We start from the raw sequence: 23395 nt of genomic DNA, 5'->3' as shown, positions 1-23395 counted from the left end.
ATGCCCTATTATATACATCGAAGGCCGGGCATGTTGCCAAGGTCCACAACCGGAGAATTTCCGATGACTGATACAACCGATTACACCCCTGTTACTGCTTCCCTGGTCGCAGAAGATAACCGCATGGGGTTTTACCCTGCTGCATTTGGTGAAGCTCGCATGATGCGCGGTGAAGCCCTGGTGCTGGGTTACATGGGTAATCTTTCCCAGGACTACAAAGGCGCGTTCTGGCACTTCTATACCCTATCGAATGGTGGCTATTACATGGCCCCTGCGATTGATACCGAAATGCACCTGGAGGTTGCCGGTAACTGGTTTTCTGGCTCCATGTCGGCTGACGCGGCGGGTATCGTAGCCACGTTGTTCGCATTTGGACACCTTGCAGCCGAAGCTCAGGGCAGCGCCGATGGTGACGCTCTGATTGACCGCTATCACTTCCTGAGAGAGTACGCCCTTGATCACGCGGAAGCCGCTGCGATCCTTGGCGCTATCGACTGATAGGAGAGGCCCCGGCGCAAGCTGGGGCCATCGTGTGGCGATGATGGATAAGAGAGACGAACGAGACGAGCAAGCGGCGAAGCTGGCCGCCTCGATGCCCGACGAACAAAGCGCGTTGCTGGACTTGGCTGCTGGGACCGTGAATGACCTGCACGGTGCTGTATTGGTCGATGATGCAGAAAGAGCTGTGGAGGCTATGGCACGGTACGAGGCGGTTATCTGGAAAATGAACGGTGGCACCTTCTTTGGTTGCAATGCGGATTCTGATTCACCTGGTAACGTGATTGAAAACTATTGTCAGGCTGATACCGGGACGGTTCCAAAATGGGGCCAAAAAGGGGCGTTTGTTGTTGTTGTCGATGGTATGCGCGTTCTGGTCGAGTTCGGCAGTCTTGGCAGCCAGGGAACCGCTCATTTTTCTTTTTACGCGGTAGACCTGGACGCTTGGTTTATATCAGAAACAGGGTATCGGTCCCACTTCGACGGCCTGCGGTTTGGCTCGACAGTGGAAGAGGCGGCAAAAGATATACTTGCCGATTACCTCAAAGATAAACGGCCAGAAATTAGAACGAATGACAGAGACCGGCTTGCTCGGTCCCCCCTTCCCGCCGTTCTGGCTTCTCTGGAGCCTCCTGCGCGACGTTCTCCGGCGACCCTGGACATACCCCCTGGTTATGCCCTTGTTGACGTTGTGCTGCCCGCACAGAAGGCATTTATTGCGCGGAAGTGGGCCAAGGAAGCACAAGCAAAGATCGAGGCGGAGAAGCCGACAGAGGTGGTGTCAGAAATAGAGCCGAAGGCCGTAAAACCAAAAGCGGCTAAAGCCGCGAAAATGAACGCCAAGGAAGAAATAAAACGATTTGAGCTTGGGCAGCGATGCCAAGTTATCAGCGTCCATCATCCTGTATTTGAGAAAGATATAGGTAAATTCGTGATTATTACGAAATTGTCCCCCTACTCTTCCCAGGTATGGGCGCACGACGACGAGCCTACAAAGTACCGTATCAATCGTAACGGTCGGCGCGTTGTCCAGTATGACCCTAAATCGGTGCATTCGATCTACAGTTTTGATCAGTTGCGCCCCGTAATAGATACAGGAGAAACAAACAATGAGTGAGCCGAATATTCGACTTGAGTGCCTGCGCCCTGCTGAAAAGTGGTCGCATCCAACTGGTGAAGAAGTGCGCGAGGTTCTGCGTATGGCTGGGTTTAGTGCCAGCGTTGCAGCTAAGTCATTAGGGCTTGGTGAAGGTGGAGGCCGAACGGTTCGCCGCTGGACTGGAGAGGACACAAATATTTCTTATGCAAATTGGGCGCTGCTCTGCGATTTCGCGGGGCTTGGTCAGATTTGGAAATAAGATTGAACGCCAAGAGAAGGTATTGAGCTTGAATTTTAGCGGCTAAAATGTTTCGATAAAACGAAATATTCGCTTGACAAGCTAGGGCAAAATGCCCTAATATATTAAGTGAAGGCCGGGCACACCGCCCAGGTCAACAACCGGAGAATTTCCGATGACGAATAGCAAAATTATGTCTTGGGTCGATGCCTTGCCGAACGTGGCCGCTACTGACTTTACCACTCGCCGTGACTCGATTGCGGACAAGATGGCAGAAGCTCAGGAACTGGAGCAACGGGCGGGCAAGCTGCGTGAAGAGGCTTATTTTGCCAGTCTTAAACTGGAAAGTGACGCCAAAGGGGAATGGTCGATTGAGGCCGTAGAACAGGCAAAACACCGGGCTGGCTTTTAGGAAGGAAACGCCCCGGCCTAGACCGGGGCGCTTGGCCCGGCGCTGTCACACCGAAACCAATGCTCTCTAGGGTGTGGCCCTATTTGCAGAGCAATAGACAATTGGAGCACGGAAGGCGTGGAGGGTCAAGAATATGTCAAAGTCAAATATTATCAAGTTTCCGAAAGCTGGCCCTACTGATTCAGGGCCGCCGCAACCAAAAGCACAGGCCAAGCAACAGCCTTGCAAGCCGCAGAGCAACCCGAAGAAAGGCGGGGGATTTCTGGCGGCTATTCTGCGCTGGGTGTGGATTGGTGTTGTCCTGGTGTGGCCGTTGCTTAAATGGGTTATCTCTATCGACGTTTTCTTTCAGGGTGTCCGGGCTGTGTACTACTGGGATGATCCAGCGGTAAGCGCTGGCTGGACGTTCCTAGCTCATTTTGCCGTACTGACCGTTCTCACTTATTTTGTGTCGGTATTTAAACCCAAAGGCGTTTAATTTTAGCCGCTAAAGTGTTGACCTGACCCTAAAGTATAGCTATACTTTTATTGTATTCGGCGGCTGTCACCGCTATTCAGTCAATAACTAGGGTGTGGGGTTGGTATGGGTGTAATCCATGAAGAAACAACTAACGGAGTCTCAATTTCAAGCTGCAATCAAAGGCTTGGGAGTCGGACAACAAACGCTCGAAATAGCGCATGGCGTATTGGTGGAGGGGAAAACTCAAGCCGAGTTCGTGGCGTTATTGGGAGTGACAAAAGGCGCGGTCAATCAGGCCGTCAAGAGAATTTGGGACGCTCACAAGGCGCTGACGCCGGAGGGGTTCGAGCGAGTCACGGCAATACTGCCGGAACATCAAGCGTTCATCGTCAAGAAATGGGCGGAGGACGCCAAGAAGAAAAGGGACACGTAATGAAAACACTGGTCACGGCAAACCAAAAAGGCGGCGTTGGCAAAACATCAACCTTGGTGCATCTGGCGTTTGACTTCTACGAACGCGGCAAAAAGGTGGCCGTGATCGACCTGGATACACAGGGTAACGCCTCTTATACGCTCCAGGAGTTCCGCACAGGCGTTGTAGCAAGCAATTTTTTTAATGGTGGCCCGTTTGACGTTGTAAACGGAGAGGACGCGCCCGGCATGGCTCTTATTGAATCTGACGCTGCCCTGGCAAACATGGAAGCCATGTCACTGAGTCGTGCGGGTGAGCATTTTAGAGCTGGCATTGCCAGCTTGGCAGAACAAGGCTTTGACGTGTGCTTGATCGACACGGCCCCTTCCCTGGGGGTAAGTATGGCCGCTGCGCTGATTGCGGCGGATTATGTCCTGTCCCCTATCGAGCTGGAAGCCTATTCAATTCAAGGCATCAAGAAGATGAACGCGGCCATAATGAACGTGCGGAAGGCTAACCCTAAGCTGCAATTTTTGGGCATGGTGCCGAGCAAGGTAGACGGACGAAACCCCCGCCACGGTCGCCACCTGGAACAGCTCCAGCAGGCATTTCCACAACTTATGCTTCCTACCACAATCGGCCTGCGTAGCAGCATAGCGGATGCACTCGCTTCCGGTGTACCGGTCTGGAAAATCAAAAAAACGGCTGCCAGAAAAGCCGCGAAAGAAGTTCGCGCCCTGGCTGACCTTGTGTTTACAAAAATGGAGATCACCGCATGAGCGCGCAAAAAGAACAGAAAATGGAGGGGCTGGGGCTGGAGGGTATTGGCGACCTGTCCGGGCTTCTGAATGACCCCGAAAACACGAAGGGCGGCGCTGGCCCCCTGGCCTTGGCCTTGGACCTGATAGATGAAGATCCAAACCAGCCACGCACAGAGGATAATCCGGGCTTTTCAAAATCGAGCCTGGAAGAGCTGGCCGCAACCATTCGCCATCGAGGCGTTAAAACGCCGATTTCAGTGCGAGAGAACCAGGACGAGCCGGGCCGCTTCATCATCAACCACGGCGCTCGCCGGTTTCGTGGTAGCCGTATCGCTGAAAAAGAGACTATCCCGGCGTTTATCGACAACGATTACAACGAAGCGGACCAGGTGATTGAAAACCTGCAACGCAACGAGCTGACGGCCCGCGAGATTGCCGACTATATTGGCCGCGAACTGGCTAAGGACGTTAAGAAAGGGGACATTGCGGCAGCTATCGGCAAATCCGCTGCATTCGTGAGCCAGCACGTTACCTTGCTGGACCTGCCGGAACCGATTGCTGAGGCATTCAACACTGGCCGCGTTAATGACGTGACTGTGATTAACGAGCTGGTTAAGGCTTACAAGAAGAACCCGGACGAAGTTGTTGCCTGGCTGGCCGACGACGAGCAGGAGATAACACGCGGATCGGTGAAGCTGCTGCGTGAGTACCTGGACGACAAGCGCAAGCATGAGGACGAGGAACGCGACCCGAACACCGTGGATGCTTTCACCGGCCAGACTGATGCCGAAGGCGACGACGACCAGGAAGAGGACGAAGCCCCGGCGAAGAAGGAGCCGAAGGAGCAAGACCCGGACAAGCTGAAAAAAGCGATTATCATGGTCAAGCATGACGAGCGTATGGGCCGACTGATGCTTAATCGTCGCCCTACTACTGAGGGCTGGGCCTGGATCAAATACGAGGACGACGGCCACGAGTTTGAAGCGGACCTTGGAACGGTTGAGCTGATGGCCTTGATGGACGGAGCTTAACCCCAAAAAGAAAGCCCTGGGCACGGCGGCAACCGTATCCAGGGCGTAACCCACGCTAACCAGTTGAGAGGTACTAGCGATGAGCAGCAACGATTGTATCATGATTGCAGGCCGGATTCGCGCCGCCCTGGAGCAAAAGAAATCATTTACCCTTCCCTTGATGACAATGGCCGACCTGGCGCACGTCCTCGATCACTTACAGAGGGCCGAAGCTGCCGCGTGACAGCGTGACACGGCCATGAACCACACCCACCCTGCCCCGCTTTTGCGGGGCTTTTTTTGCCTGCACGAAATGTATCCTTGCTTGTTTTTGTAGTATGTTGTAGTATTATACACAATACAACATACTACAGAGGGCGAGCATTATGGCAATCAGCAAAGAGCAGATTTTTCAGGTGGCCGACGAGATGGACGCAGCCGGTCAAAACCCTACCCTTGCAGCGGTACGCAAGGCCCTAGACGGCGGCAGTTACACCACGATCAGTGAAGCGATGAAGGAATGGAGAGCGGCCAAGGCTGCCGACAATACGCCGATTCAAGAGCCGCCCCCTCCTGGCGTTATGGATAAGTTGTCAGAGGTTGGGGCTGAGATTTGGGGTGTTGCCCTGGAGCTGGCGAACGGTCGCCTTGCTAGTGAGCGCGAAGGCTTGGAAGCGGCCCGGTTGGAAATGGAGGCTTCCAGACTTGAGGCTGTCGAACTGGCAGATCAGCTATCGGCAGACCTGGACGACTCGCGCAATCAGGTTGCGAGCCTGGAGGGCGTGGCCCAGGAGTTGCGGGCAGAAGTGGACGACTTGAAAGGCAAGCTGACCACGGCCACCGAGCGAGCCACTACCGCCGAGGCCCGTAGTGGTGAAATGGAGCGGCGAGCCAATGACTTGCGTTCCGAACTGGATCGGGCGCACCAGGAGGCAGACAAGAACCGTCAGGCGCTGGAACGTGTCCAGGAGGCCGCAGCGAAAGCAGCCGACACCCATAAAGCCGAGCTGGCACAAGCCCAGGCTGATGCAAAGCAGGCGGCCAAGGATCACAAGACAGAGTTGGCACAATCTCAAGCCGATGCGAAGCAAGCGGCTAAAGAGTACCAGGAGCAAGTCGAGGCGCTGCGAGCGCAGCACAGTCAGGCGCTGGAGAGTGCCCAGGAGGCCAAAGCAGCCGCACAGGCCGAGGCTGAGCGACTGGCTGCCGTCAACTCTTCCCTGGAGTCCAAACAGGCGCAAGCCGAGGAAAAACTTGCTGTATTGACAGGTGAAGTCGAGAAAGCAGGTGCGGAGCGCGATTCTGCCCTGGCGGCGGTGGCGACGGCCAGAGAGGAAGCGGCGGCACTGCGCGGACGTGTTGAAGGGCTAGAAATTGCGCTTTCACGCGGGGAGAAGGGCGACGGTTCGCAGAAATAACCTGATAAATCGGGTTTTTTACCGTACTATTAAAGGCATCCTTGACAGATTTTCCCAGCCAGAATGCAAGCCGGCCTCGTTTGGTTGCCGAGGTCGGCTTTTTTGTGGGCGGGGACTTTGCAACCAGTAGCAGTAGAAGAAAACACAAAGGAGCGCCGCAAATGAAGCAACGCCTTTTGGTTATGAACGGCCAGCGGATCGTTCAGACCGACCAGGGTGGCGCATGGGCTAATCAAAAGGTTGATAAGGCCGGAGCGTTGAAGCCCGGCATATACAACCTTTACATGGCTAAGGAAGCCGATAAGTCACAGCGCCATGATGGCGTGATTGTTCATGCCGATAACAACAAAATATACCAGCAGATAGGCAAAAACTTTGTCATGCACTCTAAGTCAGATTTCGATATAGTACCTGATATTGGGAGTGCAAAAAGCATTAGCTACGACGCCCAGGGCAAGGCATTAGTCGCCCAGGCTGTCAAACTCAGCAGAGGACGCTCCCGATAGTTTTAGCGGCTAAAACGGGAGGTGCCTTTGAGTAAGCTAGGAATCGGGGAGCGTGCCCCTTGGGACGATTTTCCTCAAGTGATAAGGAATGGAGACTTGGGAGCGTTGAAAAACGAACCCGAGTACCAGGCAGCCAAGTCTGGCGACATGCCTGCTGCTATCGAGCTAGTAGATAGGCTTCTCACCGATGAAACGGTGGAGAAGATCAGGGAGCAAATGGGGGACAGCAAGCCCCTGGTGTTGCCAGTTTTGGCCGTTGAGGCGGCTGGTAACAACAAAATACCGTTGGCAATGGCCGAGGCGCTTGCGGATCGGTTGGGCCTTGATGTTGAGCTGGGGATAATCCAGAGCGACAAGGTAGGTCGAACTGATACCGGCGCAGACCATCGCCTGGCGTTCAATCCTACATTCGAGGGTGACGTTAAACAGGGGCAAAAGTACCTGGTTGTTGACGACACTTTGACAATGGGGGGAACGGTCGCCTCTTTGCGGGGCTATGTGGAGAATCGAGGCGGCAAAGTTGTCGCTGCTTCGGTGATGACTGCGCATGAAGGGGCGCTTAACCTGCCGGTTAAGCCTTCCATGTTGGCAGCCATTGAAAATAAGCACGGCCCGAGTATGAATCAATTTTGGCAGGAGACGTTTGGTTATGGAACCGACAAACTCACACAAGGTGAAGCTGGACACCTCAAATCAGCCAAGACCGTTGACGCAATCAGAGAAAGAATCACTGCGGCAAGACATGAAGGCATCGAGCGATTGGGCGCGAACCGAGTTGAAGCGCCGCCGCGCTCAAAAAGCGCGGGGCGTTCGGGTCTAACCGGAGAAAGTCTAGTTTCGTCTGCTGAGGGGTTGGAAGTCGAACAGCAGGCCATGATTGAAGGGGCGTCCGTTGAGCAGGGCTATCAAGAAACCCTTGCCATGTATGTCCAGGCCAAACATGACCAGGTTGAAAGCATTGAGGATCGGCTAGAAAACTTGATCAACCGGCAGCAAGCTCGATTGCAACAAACGCAATCAAACCGCCCCGGTTTTCTGTCTATGCCTGGAACCCGGAAAGCCTGGCAGGCTTCCCAGGCGCAACAGCAAGGTAGGCTCCAGACGCTTCATGCTCGCCTGGAGACAGTCCGGGAAATTAAGGAAGGTATGGGGTTGCATTCGCCGCGTGTTGAAGAGCTGGCGACCAGGAAGATGCGGGCAGAGAACCCCGAGCTGGCTGCGGATTGGGATTCAATGAAGCAGGCCGAGCGGCAACACCAAGCCTTAATGAAGAAACAGGAGCAGGAGAAGAAGCAAACCCAAGAGAAAAGCAGGGGTTTATCCCTTGGGTTGAATAGACCTCCTCAATAAACAATAAAGCCCGGCATGGCCGGGCTTTTCTTTATCTTGTTGTAACACCTCTACCATGACGCCCATAACGCAAGGCCCGCCGCGAAAACAGCCATTCCAGCCGCAATCAAATTCATATAAGACACCCTGCGGGCTTCCCGGATCGAGGGCTTGAGTTCCTGGGTAATGGCCTCTTCTACTTGCTGCCTGGCCGCTGCTGCCGTTGCCTTGGCGTTTTCTTTGATGGTTGCGGCCATTGCCTCTTTACTGGCCGCCAGAGCGGCGTTCAGCGTCCTTTCTGCTTTGTTTTTCGCATCATCCCCCCACCGATGCGCGATTTCTTCCAGCTCGCTTTTAAAGGCGTCCAGGTTGGCTTGCTGGGCAGCAGTGCTTTCCTGCATTAGTCGGTCATTGATGGTTTGCAGGATCAAGATAGGGTCATCGCGGCCCACGGCTATGCCGTGTTTGGCCGCGATTTCCTTTATGGTTTCCTCGATCTTATCGGCCATCACAGCACCGCCGCATTATCCAACAGTCCGAACACTTGGCCGCGAACGATCTTGAGGCGTTGCCTGGTCATGATTGTTAGAGATTCATCTTCCAAGGCTTCGGCAAACGTCTGGCGGTTTTCGAGCATTTCTGAGAAGTCGCGGCCATAGGTTTCTTCTTTGAGTCTTGGAAGGTCAATAATGGCTGTAACTCGCTCTTTGTTGTTTGTGTAGGCTTTCATCTGCTCAAACTTCTTGCCCTGGAGTTCGATAGGCCCGAGGAATGGGTTTAGCCATACAACAAATAGTGATTCAGCAGGGAATTGGCTGGCGAGCTGAGAAAATCCGTTGACCGTATCCAAAAGCGATGAACTGCCGGCGATGACTGTGTGAAGGACAACTTCATGCCCCATTTCTTGCAATAACGCGGGAACCTCATTCGAGATTAGGTAGTGTGTCAAAGGGACGAACGAGCTGGCCCCATTATCAATAATCACATCATCTTCACTTGCCGCTATCATTTCAATGAGAGTGTCAAAAGCTCTACTGTTGATCTCATCGTTTTGCAGAATATTAAGATGCTTGACGTTCAGTGATTTGTAGCTTTCAAAGCTGGCATTCACCGGGTCGGTATCAATGCACACAGGCGATTGACCTTTGCTAGCTTTGTATTGAGCGATAACGGCGGAAATCATAGATTTTCCGACACCGCCTTTTCCTTGCAAAACAAGATGTACTTTTGCCATTAGATTAAATCCTCTTTGTTAGGTTTTGCTTGATAGTTAAAGCCGCCAGTGCCGGGCAGCTTTTCTTTTCCTCTGACCTCGGTTTTTTCCGCCTTTGGTGCAGCTTCCGGCTTGTTGTCGGTTTGCTGTTTTTCAGAAGCAGGAGTGCCAGTCTCATTTTTAGCGGCTAAAGTCGCTTGGTCCTTTGGTGCGGATTTGATAAAGCGTTTTACGTGTCGGCGGAATGTCTCGTAAGTAGACCGTAACTTTCCGCCTTCTCTTAGGTATTCCCAAATTGTCTTGAGTGAATAGCCCGCTTCTATCGCTTCGGTCACATCCTTTTTCACGGCTAAAAATTCAACGGCAGATGCGTCCTGCCGTCTCTTTTTTTGCCGCTTGTCGCGCTCCTGGACCCACTTTTCCAGCCCGTCAGTGAATTTTCCCATTTATCAACCTGTAAACGTAAACCTGTGTATTTCTGTGCATTCTATCGTGTAAAGCGCCGTTTTGATGCAAGGAAACATGCGGGTTTCTTCTGTTATGCCTTTACTTTAGCGCATTTTACGATATATCCGCAATTTTTCAACGAAAAACATGGTAAAACACAATGGCTGGTGTACACTTTCCTTGGTGTAAACAACGCCGTAAGGCGGGCAAGATGGGTGAAGTAGGCCCACCAACAAGTTGGCGGCTCCTACTTCACTCACCCTTATTCGCGCCGGGGGCGCTCAACGGGGCATCTTGCTCTGCGAGGCTACCGGCTGCCGCCGGTTGGAGAGGTGCAATCAATGAGTAATGAGATAGAGACAGACAAGGAAAAGAAGGTGACGCGGAAGAGCAGTCCGCCAATCAAGGTGTACTGCTTGCCCGAAGAGAAGCTGCGGATTGAAGCGCAGGCGGAGCGTGCTGGTATGAGTGCGGCGCGGTATCTGCGCGAAGTTGGTCAGGGCTACCAGATTAAGGGCGTGGTCGATTTTGAGCAGGTGCGGGAGCTGGCCCGCATAAATGGAGATCTTGGTCGCTTGGGTGGGCTGTTGAAGCTTTGGTTAACAGATGACGTGCGAACGGCTCAGTTCGGCCAGTCAACAATCCTTGCTGTGCTCAGCAAAATCGAGGCGACACAGGAGGAAATGGGCAAGGTTATGACCAAGGTGGTTATGCCGAGGTCGGAGTCATGATTTTAGCGGCTAAAACTCCAGGGGGTGGCCTTTGATTGCAAAGCACGTCCCCATGCGCTCGCTGAAAAAATCCGACTTTGCTGGGTTGGTGAAATACGTCACTGACGAGCAAAGCAAAACCGAGCGCCTTGGTTTGGTGAATGCGACCAACTGCGAGGCTGACACCATGCAGGCGGTTATAGGTGAGGTTTTGGCTACTCAGCAGCTCAATACGCGCGCTGAGGGCGATAAAACCTTTCACCTGATTGTTGGGTTTCCTCCAGGAGAAAACCCGTCAGAGGCCGTTTTGAAAGACATTGAGGAAAGGCTTTGTGCGGGTTTGGGGTTTGGTGAGCATCAACGTGTTAGTGCCGTTCATCACGACACTGATCACATGCACATTCATATAGCCATCAACAAAATACACCCGACCAGAAACACTATTCACGAGCCGTACCAGTCTTATAAAAAATTGGCTGATATGTGCGAAATGCTGGAAGAAGAGCATGGATTGCAGCGTGTTAACCATAAGTCCGCACGGACCCTTTCCCAAGGTCGGGCGAATGATATGGAGCAACACGCGGGTATTGAAAGCCTGGTGAGCTGGATTAAGCGAGAGTGCCTGGAAGAAATCCGCACGGCCAAGACCTGGGAAGAGCTTCACCAGGTTATGGGTGATAACGGTTTAGATATTCGCCAGCGAGCCAATGGCTTTGTCATTGAGTCTGAGGACGGAACCCAAGTTAAGGCTAGTACCGTCGCCCGTGACTTATCCAAGTCAAAGCTGGAATCACGACTTGGGGCTTTTGAAGAAACAGCGGCGCAAGCCGAGAGGAAAGCAAAGCGTCGATATGACAAGCGCCCCACTCGCTTCAAGGTCAACACAACCGAGTTGTACGCCAGGTATCAGGAAGAACAAAAGAACCTGACCGCTGCGCGTAAGGTTGAATGGAATAACGCCAGGGGGAAAAAGGATCGGCGGATAGAAGCCGCGAAGCGGTCCAATCGTCTGCGCCGTTCGGCTATAAAGCTAATGGGCGGGGATCGCCTTTCCAAAAAAATACTGTACGCACAAGCCCACAAGGCGCTGAAAGATGAAATTCAGTCGATCAACAAGGAGCACAAGAGAGAGCGTCAGGAGCTGTACGAACAGTACAAGCGGCGAGCTTGGGCGGATTGGCTGAAACAGCAGGCGCTCGACGGCGACAAAAAGGCGCTAGAGGCGTTGCGGGCGCGAGAGCAAGCCAAAGGACTCCAGGGTGACACCATCAAGGGGGAAGGCGGTGCGAAGCCGGGACATGCCTCTGTTACGGACAATATCACTAAGAAAGGCACCATCATTTTCCGCACGGGCAGCGGTGCCGTCCGGGATGATGGCGACAAGTTGCAGGTTTCCAGGGCTGCCACTGGTGACGCAGTGACCGAAGCCTTGCGCATGGCAATGGAACGATATGGCAACCGGATCACGGTTACTGGTTCACCTCGATTTAAAGCCCAGGTGATCGTTGCCGCCGCCACTTCAAACTTACCAATCACTTTTGCTGATGCGGGCCTGGAGCGCCGCAGGCAGCAGCTATTGCAACAGGAGAACAGTCATGACCGACGAAACGAACAAGCCGGAAGAGGAAATGAGCGAGGACGAGCTAATAGACGCAGCAATGGCCGCGTTGAGCGGGGACCTGCCGACGACAACGGAAGAGGAAGAGGAACCGCAGACAGTCGAGCAGCAACAACAGGCAGAGCCGGAGACAGCCAGCGAGGACGCGGGCAGTCAGTCAGCACCGGAAGCACCAACGCAGGCCGTCGAAATGACGCCGGAAATGGAAGCCGCCCTATCCTCAACAAGCCCCACGTTGGGCGCATTGGAGGAAAACCGCCGTCCTTCGCAAAAAACCGTCTGCGAACGCTGTCCTCACTCGGTGTGGTTCGCTTCGCCCGAGGAGGTGAAGTGCTTTTGCCGGGTAATGCACCTGGTGAGCTGGAGCACCAAGGAGCCAAACCAGATAACCAACTGCGATGGGGAGTTTCTGGGTCAGGAGGAATAACGCCAGATCAGACCAGCGCAGCAGATAAATACATTGCCGAGCGGGAGGCTAAGCGCCTAAAAGGTTTCGATATACCGAAGCATTCACGATATACTAATCAGGATGGTGCGGTTACTCACGGCGGCATTAGGAATGTTCAGGGGCAGTCATTGGCCCTATTAAATCGCGGGGATGAAGTCTTAGTACTGCCAATCGACAAGGCCACGGCGCAACGAATGAAGCGCGTTCGTATCGGTGAAGCCGTGACAGTCACTCCGCAAGGTTCGCTCAAAAGATCAAAAGGAAGGAGCAGATGAAGCCAAAAATAAACAACGCAGTTGGTCCGCAAGTACGGGACCGAAAACCGAAGAAACAACGTCTATTGCCAGCCCTAGGCGCAGTATCCGTACTTGGTGGCTTGCAAGCGGCAACGCAGTTTTTCGCTTACACATTTAATTACCAGGACAACCTTGGTAGCCATATCAGTCATGTTTATGCGCCCTGGTCAATTCTGAGCTGGGCCGGTGACTGGTACAGCATCTATCCCGACGAGTTCATGCGTTCCGGTAGTATCGGCATGGTTGTCACGACCGTTGGCCTGCTGGGTGTTGCCATTGCCAAGGTGGTCACGTCGAACAGCTCCAAAGCCAGTGAATATCTGCACGGTTCGGCCCGGTGGGCTGAGAAGAAAGATATTCAGGCGGCGGGCTTGCTGCCGCGTGGTCGTACAGCCTTGGAAGTAGTAACGGGCAAAGACCCAGCGACTTCAACCGGCGTTTATGTCGGCGGCTGGGAAGATAAAGACGGTAACTTTTTTTATCTGCGACACAATGGGCCTGAGCACGTTTTGACGTATGCCCCAACCCGTTCGGGTAAGGGCGTCGGCTTGGTTGTTCCTACCTTGCTTTCATGGCCTCAGAGTAGCGTCATAACCGACCTGAAAGGGGAACTATGGGCCTTGACCGCAGGGTGGAGGCAAAAGCACGCCAAAAACAAGGTGCTGCGGTTTGAACCAGCATCCAGTAATGGCGGTGTCTGCTGGAATCCCCTTGATGAAATCAGGATCGCAACAGAATACGAAGTTGGGGACGTGCAGAACCTGGCGACGCTTATTGTTGACCCTGATGGCAAGGGTATGGATTCGCATTGGCAGAAAACATCTTACGCCCTATTGGTTGGCGTCATTCTTCATGCGCTTTACAAAGCGAAGAACGAAGGCACCCCGGCAAGCCTGCCTGTAGTTGATGCAATGCTGGCCGATCCAGAGCGCGACACTGGCGAACTTTGGATGGAAATGGCGACTTACGGCCACGTTGACGGCCAAAATCATCCAGCGGTTGGCTCCGCTGCCCGCGACATGATGGACCGACCAGAAGAGGAAGGCGGTTCCGTGCTTTCAACGGCCAAGTCATACCTGGCCTTGTACCGTGACCCGGTGGTTGCTCGCAATGTAAGCAAGTCTGAGTTCCGTATCAAAGACCTGATGAACAACGATGACCCGGTGAGTTTGTATATTGTGACTCAACCGAACGACAAGGCCCGCTTGCGTCCCCTGGTGCGCGTGCTGACCAATATGATTATTCGCCTTTTGGCTGATGAAATGTCGTTTGAGAAAGGGCGTCCGGTTGCACACTACAAGCACCGCTTGCTGGCTATGCTGGACGAGTTCCCGAGCCTGGGTAAATTGGAGATTCTGCAAGAGTCGCTGGCATTTGTTGCGGGTTATGGCATCAAGTGTTACCTAATTTGCCAGGATTTGAACCAGCTTAAAAGCCGTGAAACTGGCTATGGTCCAGACGAAACCATAACGTCTAACTGCCACGTTCAGAATGCTTACCCGCCGAACCGAATTGAAACAGCGGAACACCTGTCACGCCTGACCGGGCAAACCACCGTTGTCAAAGAGCAGATCACTACCAGTGGCCGCCGAACGTCGGCCATGCTCGGCCAGGTTTCTCGCACCATTCAAGAAGTGCAGCGCCCATTGCTCACCCCTGATGAATGTTTGCGTATGCCAGGGCCTACCAAGAATGCAGCCGGTGACATTGAAAAGGCCGGTGACATGGTGATTTACGTTGCCGGTTATCCCGCCGTTTATGGCAAGCAGCCGCTTTACTTCAAAGACCCTGTTTTTCAGGCTCGCGCAAGCGTCGATGCCCCAAAAATCAGCGACAAGCTGCGCATTGTTGAGGAGCCAGAAGGGGAGGGCGTGACAATATGAAAATCAGCCTGAAAAGCATTTATGCAGGGGTAGCCATTGCCGGTGTTGCTGCAATGTCGGCTGCTGCCATTAGCTACGCAGCCGGGGCGCGTATCAACACCACCAAGAGCATTCCGGTAGGGCTTTACTGGACAACTGACGCCCCTATTGAAAAAGGGGCCTATGTCCTGTTTTGTCCCCCGGACGTTGGGGTTTTTGCCACAGCCAAGGATCGTGACTATATCGCTGGAGGTTTCTGCCCTGGTGATTACGGCTACATGATGAAGCGAATTTTAGCCGCTAAAGGCGATACGGTAACGGTCACGGATAACGGCGTTTCCGTTGATGGTGAGCTGTTACCGCACAGTAAGCCCATTAAGGCCGACCTCGATGGCCGCGAGCTGCCGCGCTACCAATCTAATCAATACACACTCGGCAGCTCTGAGCTGCTGCTTATGTCTGATGTAAGCGATACCTCATTTGATGGTCGCTACTTCGGGCCAGTCAGTCGTTCACAAGTTAAGAGCGTTATTCGTCCAGTTATTACTTGGTAGGGGAGGGAACCACCATGAAACTATTTATTGCAGAAAAACCCTCGGTTGCAAAAGCCATTGCCGCCGAGCTGGGCGTTACCGGAAAGGGTGACGGTTACATTGAATGTGGGGGCGACAAAGTTACCTGGTGTTTCGGCCACATGCTGGAGCAAGCGGGGCCGGATGAATACACCCCTGATGATGTACCCACGAATGATAAGGGGCGCAAAATTTGGCGTGTTGATGAACTGCCAATTATCCCCGATGAATGGATTTTAAGGCCCAAGGATGACGCCAAGAAACAGGTTCGAGTTATCGGCGGGCTGCTTAAATCCGCGTCGCAAATCGTGAACGCTGGCGACCCCGACCGCGAAGGCCAACTATTGGTTGATGAACTGCTGGAGCATTTCAACAACAAAAAGCCGGTGATCCGTTATTGGTCGAACGCTATTGACTCGGTATCTGTTAAACGAGCGCTGGCGAACATGAAGGACAACAAGGAGTACCACGGCTTTGCAAACGCTGCCGAAGGGCGCGGAAAAGCTGATTGGCTCATTGGTATGAACCTGTCCCGAGCGTACACACTGAGAGCGCAGCGGGGCGGCTCTAGGGCCTTGTTAACGGTTGGGAGAGTGCAAACCCCTACCTTGGCCCTAGTCGTCACTAGAGACCGTGAAATTGAGTCATTCAAGGCTGTGCCGTTCCACACTATTCGCGCCGAAATTCAGCACCCGAATGGAGCATTTTGGGCGAGCTGGAAGGCCAAGGAAGATCAAGCGGGCCTCGATGCTGAAGGTAGACTTGTAGACACTGCCGTTGCGAATGCCCTGGTTGAATCACTCACCGGAAAGCCTGGCTCAATCAGCGAATATAAGCAGGAAGCCAAAAAGCAAAATCACCCGCTGACGTTCAGTCTTTCCGACATGACCGCCCTAGCGTCCAAGCGCTTCGGTTACAGCGCCGAGGACGCACTTAAAACCTGTCAGTCTTTGTACGAAACACACAAGCTGACCACCTACCCGCGAACCGATTGTGCTTATCTGCCGGAATCTCAGTTTGCAGATGCCCCGGACGTACTGGCTGCGGTTAAAGCAGTTAATCCCGGTCTGGCGTCAATTGTTGACGGAGCGGATACCAGTATTCGGTCCCGTACCTGGAACGACAAGAAGGTATCGGCCCACCACGGGATTATCCCGACGATGCATAAGGGCGATTTAAACAAGCTCAATGACAAAGAGCGCAATATCTATGACCTGGTAGTGCGGGCATACCTGGCGCAGTTCTACCCGATCCATGAGTTTATGAGCACGACCGTTGCCGTCGATGTTGAAGGCGAGAGGTTCAGCGCGAAAGGCAAGGTTGTCACGAAAAGTGGCTGGCATGACGTGTACTTAGACAACTCAGACGAAGACGACAGCGACCAGGACGACGAAAGTCAGTCACTGCCTAGGATGGGTCAAGGTGACGCGGTTACTTGCGGCCAAGCCGCGAGAAGGGACGCCAAGACGAAGCCCCCGGCTCGATTCACCGAAGGTACGTTAATCACTGCAATGGTCAACATTCACCGTTTTGTCACCGAACCAGAGCACAAGAAGATGCTGCGCGAAGGTGACGGGATTGGCACCGAAGCAACGCGGGCCTCGATTATTTCCGAATTGAAGCGACGCGAGTACCTGGAGACTAAGGGCAAGCAAATTATCAGTACAACCCTGGGGCGCAGCATGATTGATGCCCTGCCGGAAGTGGTTAAAAGCCCTGTGTTGACTTCCCTTTATGAACGAATGCTGCAAAGCGTCGAGTCTGGCAAAGCCGATCTAGCCGCTTTCATTGCCAAGCAAGAGGCTTTCATTAGGGACCAGGTTGCTAAAGCTAATGACGGCGCGGTTGCAATTGCAGGTGGCAAAGAGGCAGCCCCGGTTTCCGATGTATTCAAGTGCATGTCTTGCGGCGCTGGCTTATCTCGTCGTCCGCTTCCAAAAAAGAAAGGTCACTTTTGGTGGGGTTGTTCCAATTACCCGACCTGTAAGCAGACCTATCCCGATGTTAAAGGCCGTCCCAACTACAACAAGGGACGCAACAATACCGACAAGGAGTAATACCCATGACTACACAGACCAATGACAACCTGGAACAAAGCACTTTTGACGACCAGGCGAATGCAGCCGAAGCCTTGCGCGAAAAGCTGGATGACGCAATGACCCCTGGCTACCAAACCGAGTTTGACCCGGAAGAAGCCGAAACCGTAGGGGCGTTTGTTGAGGATGCACTGTCAGAAGAGGACGCCGCCGAAAGTGACGCGGACCTGGTAGACGCGACAGTGCCAGAGGACGACAAGGAGGGCTAACCGATGGCTGCCGAGAAAAAACCATTTCACGAAACAGTAGCGGAAAACCTGATTGAACAACTCAAAGCAGGCACCGCACCTTGGCAAAAACCTTGGGAACCTGGTTCCCAAGGCTTCATGCCGATGAACCCAACAACCGGCAAGCGTTACAAAGGTATCAACGCTATTCACCTAATGTCCCAAGGACATGGTGATAACCGTTGGCTGACTTATAAGCAAGCCAAAGCAACAGGTGCCCAGGTTCGCAAAGGCGAGAAGGGGACGCCGGTTCAGTATTGGAAGTTTTCCGAGGAACAAAACAAGCTCGATGACAACGGCAAGCCTGTCCTGGATGGACAAGGCAAGCCGGTGAAAGAAACCGTCATGCTGGAGCGCCCCCGCGTGTTCTTTGCGACCGTTTTCAACGGCGAGCAAATCGACGGTATGCCGCCTCTGGAGCAGAAAGAGAAAACGCAGACCTGGGACGCAGTAGAGAGAGCCGAACATATTTTGAAGGCGTCAGCCGCTGATATTCGCCACGGCGAGCATGACAGGGCTTTCTATCGACCTGCGACCGATAGCATACATTTACCGGATAAAGAGCAGTTCCCGACCGCAGATAACTACTATGCGACCGCCCTGCATGAGTTGGGACACTGGACCGGCCACAGCTCACGGCTTGACCGAGATATGGCCCATCCTTTCGGATCGGAAGGGTACGCCAAGGAAGAGCTAAAGGCTGAGTGTTTTAGCCTGATCATGGGGGACGAGTTGGGAATTGGTCACGATCCAGAACAGCACGCCGCTTATGTCGGTTCCTGGATTAAGGCGCTCCAGGATGACCCGCTGGAGATTTTCCGCGCAACGTCTGATGCAGAGAAAATGTCGAACTATGTTTTGGCATTTGAACAAAAGTTAGTCCAGGAGCAAGACCAGGCCCAAACGCAGAAGCTGGAGGCCGCCCCGGAGCAAACACAGGAGGCCGGGATGCAATTACCCACCAATAACCAACAGATGCGCGATCAGTTGCTTTCCGCGCTATCACAAGAAGATTCCCAGGCAATCAACCAGGTTGCTAACGAACGTCGCCGCCTGGCTGCCGGAGAAATGGACGCCCAGGCATTTGAAGAAACAGCACGGCAGATGCTCGGCTTTGACTTACCGGCAGACTGGAACGGAGCTGTTCAGGTTCAAGGTAACGTGGTTATCGAGGATGGCGGGGAGCAGTTCGTAGAACCCGCGCACGCTGTTGGCCGTGAACCCGAGTTTTGGGGCGTTTATGCTCAGCATGAAAACGGGATGCACCAATGGGTTGCGGATCTCAATAGCCAGAACCAAGCCGACGAGCTGGCGAACCTGCTAGGGCTGGTTGATGCACTGTCCGAAACCAACGAGCACGAACAGGCGGCCAAGCTGTCTAGGGTGAATGAAGTTCGCGTGCGCCTGGACCCGAACAGCACAGACGACGACATTTCAGCGGCTAAAGAAGCTCGCAAGACCGCAGAAGCAACGGCCACGCTCAATGACAGCGATATGCAGCGCCGTATTGCCGAACACGAACGGCAGCAGACCCAGCAGGCGAAGGACAGCCAGCAGGTTCAGGCAGAGCCAGAGAAGCAGGAGCGAACCTATATCAATGTCCCATACCGCGAGAAAGACGAAGCAAAGGGCCTCGGAGCACGCTGGGACCGTCAACAGCAGTCCTGGTTTGTTCCGCCTGGCGTAGACACTGCCCCCTTTGCCAAATGGTCCCAAGGGGCCGCTCAGGAAGCCACGGCGCAACAACGCCCGCAGCAGGAACAAGGCCAGACTCAAACCGCAGGACAGCAAAAGCAATACCTGGCTGTGCCGTATGGTGAGCGCGGCGCTGCGAAGGCAGCCGGGGCACAGTGGGATAAAGCGGCCAAGTCTTGGTATGTCGGCCCTAAAGGCGATATGGAACGCCTAAGCCGCTGGATGCCTGATAACGTCAAGAGCCAACAAGGCCCGGCCATGTCACCCCGCGAAGAGTTTGCGGAAGCCATGAAGTCATTGGGCTGTGTTGTCAGTGGTGATCATCCAATCATGGACGGTAAAAAACACCGGGTATCTGTAGAAGGAGACAAGAAAGGCGAGCGAGCTGGTTTCTATGTCGGCCACCTTGACGGCCACCCTGCCGGTTACATTTCCAACAACCGTACCGGCGTTGATATGAAATGGAAGTCTAAGGGGTATTCGCTCGATCCAGCAGAGAAAGCCAAGCTCCAAGCAGAAGCAGCCGAGAAGCTGGCAGCTAGAGCGGCAGAGCTGGAGCAGGCCCAGGAAGCCACAGCGGAGCGCGTCAGCAAGCAGACGGCCAACTTGATGCCAGTCACCGAACAGACGCCGTACATGCAAAATAAGGGCATCCAGCCCCATCCTGGCGTTCTAACCGATGCCGAAGGCAAAAAGACCTACATTCCGGCGCACGACGAGAACGGCAAACAGTGGACCATGCAATATATCCAGGAGGACGGCACCAAGCGTTTCGCCAAGGATTCACGCAAGGAAGGTTGTTTTCATATCGTCGGCGGCGATATGAAGTCCTTGGAAGCTGCCCCGGCCCTGGTCCTTCAGGAAGGCTATGCGACCGCCGCGACCAATGCCGAGGCATTGGGGTTTGCTACCGTGGCCGCGTTCGATTCCGGCAACCTTCCCAATGTAGCGAAGGCCCTGCATGACAAGTTCCCTGACAAGCCTGTTGTGGTCCTTGGTGACGATGATCGACACCAGGAGCTGACCCAAGGAACGAACCCAGGCAAGACGAAAGCACAGGAAGCGGCCAAAGTGGTCGGCGGTAAGGCAGCCTTCCCGGTTTTTGCTCCAGGAGAGGCAGAGTATCCGGCTGGCGTTGCCCCGATCACTCCCCAAAGCTACCGGGAACACTTGCGAGCATCTAAGGCCCTGGAGACGGCCCCGGAAGAACGCAAGGCAGACCTACAGAAAGCCTTGCTCAGCAAGGAACAGTTGGCCGCCCTAGATCACATGAAGAAGCACACCGACTTCAACGACCTGGCTACCAAGAGCAGCCTTGGCCGTGAAGGAGTTGAACGCCAGGTAAGGGCTACCGTTGGCAAAGCTGTCCAAGAAGCGGAACGAAAGCGTGAGCAGAAACAGGCAGAACAACAAGTTCATAAACAAAAGCGGTCGGCCCGTATTGGTTATTAAGAGAGGTAGTGACATATGAGCGATTGGGATTATTTACATGACATGAGGGCGGAAGGGTATGGCGAAGAAGCAATATCAGAGGCAGCAGCGACAGGGGTGGCCCCGTGGCATTACTCGCATATAAATGAAAACGAGCTGCGACAGGATATTGATTTGCTAAAAATGTCCCTAAAAAATCGAGACATTACGCGCAAAGAGTTTGCCGCACAGATGAAGGAATGTAGAAAACGCAAAAAAGAGCTTAAAACTTATATTAATGGAGGGGTATAGATGCGATACGAAATACGATCATCGAGAGCGGCCAAGCCTATCGACTCAGCAGTTAAAAAGGATGGGGAGTGGATAGGCTTATTTTCGGGGCAGTCCCTGAAAGAGATTCAGAAGGATTACCCTGATGCCAAAGTTGTCGATACCGTGCAGAACAGGACGAAGAGCCGGAGCCGGTAACAAAAAGCCCCGCCTAGTGCGGGGCTTTTTCATTCTTCCAGGGCGGCCAGCTCGGTTTCCAGGTTACGCCTGATATTTCCGATCGCTTGCACCAGGTCAACCGTAGCTAAAGTGTCTGCAACAGCCCCATGAGCTGCCCCCCGCCAAGTTACCCCGGCAAAATCTACCGCATCAGCCAAAGAGATTGAACCATGCCGGTTAGTCGGTCCAAACGCATCGGCAGCCAGATACATCGCACAATGCGTTTTTAGTTCGCTAACCCATTCGACCGGCTCACCATAAGCAGCCGCCGTTTGCCGGAACATGCGCGTATCAAAATCAGCATTGAAGATAACCAGAGCGCGACCACAGAGGATTTTTCGCACCTGGTCCGATACTTCCGGCCAGGTTGGTGCGTTCGCTAGAAATTCAATTGTTAGGCCGTGTACGTCCTCGGCTTCCGGGTCTATCGACACAGATGGCCGCAATTTCGTTTCAAGCAAAATGGTTCCCTGGGCGTCGCTGATAGCCAGCTCAATGATTTGCGCCTGGTCATCGAGGCCGGTTGTCTCGGTGTCCAGGAAAAGCGGGGTTTCATCAAGCCACCGTACCGCCTTGCTGGAGGTTTTAGCTTCCTTGCTGTTCAGCTTCGCTTTGACGGCCAGAATCGCCCTAGCACGCTTTTGCTTTTCGCTCGGCGGCTTGGTGCTACGTGCCTTCATGGGGACGCAATCGGATATTTTATAAACCCCAAACTTGCCGCCGTAACCGTTCTTATAGAACGTGACAGGCTCGGCGTCGGGCTTGGGTTTCATTCTAAATTCGTCCCGAAGGCGGCCTTTTGAAAAGCACTGATCTTTTTCGAGGGCTTCGGCCCTGGCCGTTTCCAGCTCTTCCATGCTTTTGTCCATAGACTTAACTCAATTACTCACAACGACCGGCAGCTTTTAGGAGCGCATTACACTCGCCCGGGCTTTCTTCCGTTGTCGGTTTAGGGTCAGTCTGTGCACCCATTTTCTTACAGATGGCGTCTGACTTCACCGCGATTACCGTTGTGTAGTAGCAGCTATATTGCGAGCCATTTGCTTCGGCATCGAAAGTGATTTTTTCAAGTCCAGACTGCACGTTGGTAATTGAAATGTTGCTTGGCTGCGTGCCGATGGCGAACGACGCCTTTTGTTGCAGGCTTTCTTCGCTGGCAACCTGTTTTTCGATAATCCCGCAGCCTGACAAAACGGTTAGAGCAACGACGCAAGCGGTAATAAGTTTCAATTTCATAAATGGCTTCCTTTCTTTTGGTTAATTTGGGTTGGCTAAAAAATACTAGCCAAATAGAGTTGCTGATTGTCTATATTGGCCTATCGGTTTATAATAGTCAAATAGAGTATACCCAAATTGACTATATCGGGAGCAAAAGAAAAATGGAACGCACAGAACTGGAAGCAATGGCAAAAGAAGTGTGCCCGGCCAGCCTTTGGTATGAGCTAATGGATTGCCTGGACGAAACACCAGACCAGGACTTGGTTAACTTGATTGCAGAGAACCAGGAGTGAAAAAGAGCATGACACAGAATGCCCGAATTTACATGCGAGTCAGTAGCGACTCGCAAGACCTGGAACGCCAGGAAGGGCTTATTCAGAACGCTAAGGCTGCCGGTTACTACGTGGCCGGTGTGTATCGAGAGAAAGCGTCAGGGGCGCGAGCAGATCGCCCCGAACTGCTGCGCATGATCGAGGACTTGCAACCTGGGGACGTGGTGATTGCGGAAAAGATCGACCGAATCAGCCGCCTACCACTGCCAGAGGCTGAGCGCCTGATTGCCACGATACAAGGCAAAGGGGCTATGTTGGCCGTTCCTGGTATTGTTGATCTATCCGACCTTGTAGCCGGGGCCGAAGGCGTTTCCAGGGTCGTCCTGGAGGCCGTCCAGGAATTGCTTTTAAAACTATCCTTGCAGATGGCCCGCGATGATTACGAGGACCGCAGGGAACGCCAGAAGCAGGGTATTAGCCAGGCTAAAAAAAGAGGTAAATACAAGGGCCGGAAACCTGATGAAAAAAGGAATGAGCTTATTGTTAAGCTACGGCCAAACCATACAATTGCGGAAACTGCACGGCTGGCCGGTTGCAGTGAAAGCCAGGTTAAACTTGTTTGGGCAAAACACCAGAAGGAAAAGGACCAATAAAAAAG

The 23395-nt window shown here is 53.4% G+C and carries 26 protein-coding genes and 1 pseudogene; 22 read left to right on the top strand and 5 right to left on the bottom strand.

What is annotated here, in order from left to right:
* The first annotated feature begins 63 nt into the window (after positions 1–63).
* The 12 genes from CYCME_RS12795 (at position 64) to CYCME_RS12745 (ending at position 8164) form a co-directional block, all read left to right on the top strand.
* Complete coding sequence (locus CYCME_RS12795; protein WP_020933281.1) at positions 64–498, top strand: antirestriction protein; 435 nt, start codon at positions 64–66, stop codon at positions 496–498.
* 40 nt (positions 499–538) lie between these two features.
* Positions 539–1615 (top strand): hypothetical protein, encoded by a 1077-nt coding sequence (locus CYCME_RS12790; protein ID WP_020933280.1) that lies wholly within the window; start codon positions 539–541, stop codon positions 1613–1615.
* On the top strand, positions 1608–1856 hold the full coding sequence (locus tag CYCME_RS12785) for a hypothetical protein (RefSeq protein WP_020933279.1): 249 nt from the start codon (positions 1608–1610) through the stop codon (positions 1854–1856). Before CYCME_RS12790 ends, CYCME_RS12785 begins: the two co-directional genes overlap by 8 nt.
* A 154-nt stretch (positions 1857–2010) precedes the next feature.
* Positions 2011–2247: a stable inheritance protein KleA gene (gene kleA / locus CYCME_RS12780; protein WP_020933278.1), complete on the top strand. Its 237-nt coding sequence runs from the start codon at positions 2011–2013 to the stop codon at positions 2245–2247.
* 133 nt (positions 2248–2380) lie between these two features.
* Complete coding sequence (gene kleE / locus CYCME_RS12775; protein WP_020933277.1) at positions 2381–2725, top strand: KleE stable inheritance protein; 345 nt, start codon at positions 2381–2383, stop codon at positions 2723–2725.
* A gap of 118 nt (positions 2726–2843) precedes the next feature.
* The gene (locus tag CYCME_RS12770) at positions 2844–3140 is read left to right on the top strand and encodes a transcriptional regulator KorA (RefSeq protein WP_020933276.1); all 297 of its coding nucleotides are present in this window, start codon (positions 2844–2846) and stop codon (positions 3138–3140) included.
* Positions 3140–3898 (top strand): ParA family protein, encoded by a 759-nt coding sequence (locus CYCME_RS12765; protein WP_020933275.1) that lies wholly within the window; start codon positions 3140–3142, stop codon positions 3896–3898. The genes CYCME_RS12770 and CYCME_RS12765 overlap by 1 nt, the downstream gene beginning before the upstream one ends.
* Positions 3895–4911 (top strand): ParB/RepB/Spo0J family partition protein, encoded by a 1017-nt coding sequence (locus tag CYCME_RS12760; protein ID WP_020933274.1) that lies wholly within the window; start codon positions 3895–3897, stop codon positions 4909–4911. Before CYCME_RS12765 ends, CYCME_RS12760 begins: the two co-directional genes overlap by 4 nt.
* A 79-nt stretch (positions 4912–4990) precedes the next feature.
* The gene (locus CYCME_RS13110; protein ID WP_020933273.1) at positions 4991–5134 is read left to right on the top strand and encodes a hypothetical protein; all 144 of its coding nucleotides are present in this window, start codon (positions 4991–4993) and stop codon (positions 5132–5134) included.
* A gap of 142 nt (positions 5135–5276) precedes the next feature.
* Entirely contained in the window at positions 5277–6308 is a 1032-nt protein-coding gene (locus CYCME_RS12755; RefSeq protein WP_020933272.1) for a DNA-binding protein, read from the top strand.
* Positions 6309–6469: 161 nt separating this feature from the next.
* Entirely contained in the window at positions 6470–6814 is a 345-nt protein-coding gene (gene kfrB / locus CYCME_RS12750; protein WP_020933271.1) for an IncP plasmid survival protein KfrB, read from the top strand.
* A 105-nt stretch (positions 6815–6919) separates the two neighbouring features.
* Positions 6920–8164, top strand: coding sequence for a phosphoribosyltransferase (locus CYCME_RS12745; RefSeq protein ID WP_223253253.1), 1245 nt, complete (start codon positions 6920–6922; stop codon positions 8162–8164).
* 50 nt (positions 8165–8214) lie between these two features.
* Here the strand turns inward: CYCME_RS12745 and CYCME_RS12740 are convergent, their stop codons facing one another.
* The 3 genes from CYCME_RS12740 to CYCME_RS12730 are packed head-to-tail and all read right to left on the bottom strand — an operon-like array spanning position 8215 to position 9802.
* On the bottom strand, positions 8215–8652 hold the full coding sequence (locus tag CYCME_RS12740; RefSeq protein ID WP_020933269.1) for a conjugal transfer protein TraM: 438 nt from the start codon (positions 8650–8652) through the stop codon (positions 8215–8217).
* The gene (locus CYCME_RS12735; protein ID WP_020933268.1) at positions 8652–9377 is read right to left on the bottom strand and encodes an ArsA-related P-loop ATPase; all 726 of its coding nucleotides are present in this window, start codon (positions 9375–9377) and stop codon (positions 8652–8654) included. Before CYCME_RS12735 ends, CYCME_RS12740 begins: the two co-directional genes overlap by 1 nt.
* The gene (locus CYCME_RS12730; RefSeq protein ID WP_020933267.1) at positions 9377–9802 is read right to left on the bottom strand and encodes a TraK family protein; all 426 of its coding nucleotides are present in this window, start codon (positions 9800–9802) and stop codon (positions 9377–9379) included. Before CYCME_RS12730 ends, CYCME_RS12735 begins: the two co-directional genes overlap by 1 nt.
* Before the next feature lie 342 nt (positions 9803–10144).
* Here CYCME_RS12730 and traJ point away from each other — a divergent pair, with 342 nt between their 5' ends.
* The 8 genes and pseudogenes from traJ (at position 10145) to CYCME_RS12690 (ending at position 21049) form a co-directional block, all read left to right on the top strand.
* Positions 10145–10534, top strand: coding sequence for a conjugal transfer transcriptional regulator TraJ (gene traJ / locus CYCME_RS12725; RefSeq protein WP_020933266.1), 390 nt, complete (start codon positions 10145–10147; stop codon positions 10532–10534).
* A 31-nt stretch (positions 10535–10565) separates the two neighbouring features.
* Positions 10566–12854: a TraI/MobA(P) family conjugative relaxase gene (gene traI, locus CYCME_RS12720; RefSeq protein ID WP_041933078.1), complete on the top strand. Its 2289-nt coding sequence runs from the start codon at positions 10566–10568 to the stop codon at positions 12852–12854.
* The gene (locus CYCME_RS12715) at positions 12851–14758 is read left to right on the top strand and encodes a type IV secretory system conjugative DNA transfer family protein (protein WP_020933264.1); all 1908 of its coding nucleotides are present in this window, start codon (positions 12851–12853) and stop codon (positions 14756–14758) included. The genes traI and CYCME_RS12715 overlap by 4 nt, the downstream gene beginning before the upstream one ends.
* On the top strand, positions 14755–15291 hold the full coding sequence (gene traF / locus CYCME_RS12710) for a conjugative transfer signal peptidase TraF (protein WP_020933263.1): 537 nt from the start codon (positions 14755–14757) through the stop codon (positions 15289–15291). The genes CYCME_RS12715 and traF overlap by 4 nt, the downstream gene beginning before the upstream one ends.
* 14 nt (positions 15292–15305) lie before the next feature.
* Entirely contained in the window at positions 15306–17366 is a 2061-nt protein-coding gene (locus CYCME_RS12705; protein ID WP_020933262.1) for a DNA topoisomerase III, read from the top strand.
* A 5-nt stretch (positions 17367–17371) separates the two neighbouring features.
* A pseudogene (locus CYCME_RS12700) lies at positions 17372–17581 on the top strand (conjugal transfer protein TraD); the annotation flags it as partial.
* A gap of 36 nt (positions 17582–17617) precedes the next feature.
* Positions 17618–20779: a zincin-like metallopeptidase domain-containing protein gene (locus CYCME_RS12695; RefSeq protein WP_020933261.1), complete on the top strand. Its 3162-nt coding sequence runs from the start codon at positions 17618–17620 to the stop codon at positions 20777–20779.
* A gap of 15 nt (positions 20780–20794) precedes the next feature.
* Complete coding sequence (locus CYCME_RS12690; protein ID WP_014579491.1) at positions 20795–21049, top strand: hypothetical protein; 255 nt, start codon at positions 20795–20797, stop codon at positions 21047–21049.
* Between the two features lie 206 nt (positions 21050–21255).
* On the opposite strand, the gene CYCME_RS12685 is transcribed toward CYCME_RS12690, so the two are convergent.
* Entirely contained in the window at positions 21256–22104 is an 849-nt protein-coding gene (locus tag CYCME_RS12685; RefSeq protein WP_223253255.1) for a 3'-5' exonuclease, read from the bottom strand.
* Between the two features lie 25 nt (positions 22105–22129).
* Entirely contained in the window at positions 22130–22483 is a 354-nt protein-coding gene (locus CYCME_RS12680; protein WP_020933259.1) for a hypothetical protein, read from the bottom strand.
* Between the two features lie 2 nt (positions 22484–22485).
* Between CYCME_RS12680 and CYCME_RS12675 the strand changes: the two genes are divergently transcribed.
* Together CYCME_RS12675 and CYCME_RS12670 are read left to right on the top strand one after the other, a co-directional pair.
* Positions 22486–22758, top strand: a complete 273-nt coding sequence (locus CYCME_RS12675; RefSeq protein ID WP_020933258.1) for a hypothetical protein — start codon at positions 22486–22488, stop codon at positions 22756–22758.
* A gap of 8 nt (positions 22759–22766) precedes the next feature.
* Entirely contained in the window at positions 22767–23390 is a 624-nt protein-coding gene (locus tag CYCME_RS12670; RefSeq protein ID WP_020933257.1) for a recombinase family protein, read from the top strand.
* Positions 23391–23395 lie beyond the last annotated feature (5 nt).

The sequence above is a fragment of the Cycloclasticus zancles 78-ME genome (assembly GCF_000442595.1).
GTDB classification, from domain to species: Bacteria; Pseudomonadota; Gammaproteobacteria; order Methylococcales; family Cycloclasticaceae; genus Cycloclasticus; species Cycloclasticus pugetii.
The sequence above is the reverse complement of the archived record's forward strand: the minus strand, read 5'-3'. Positions and strand labels throughout refer to the sequence as shown.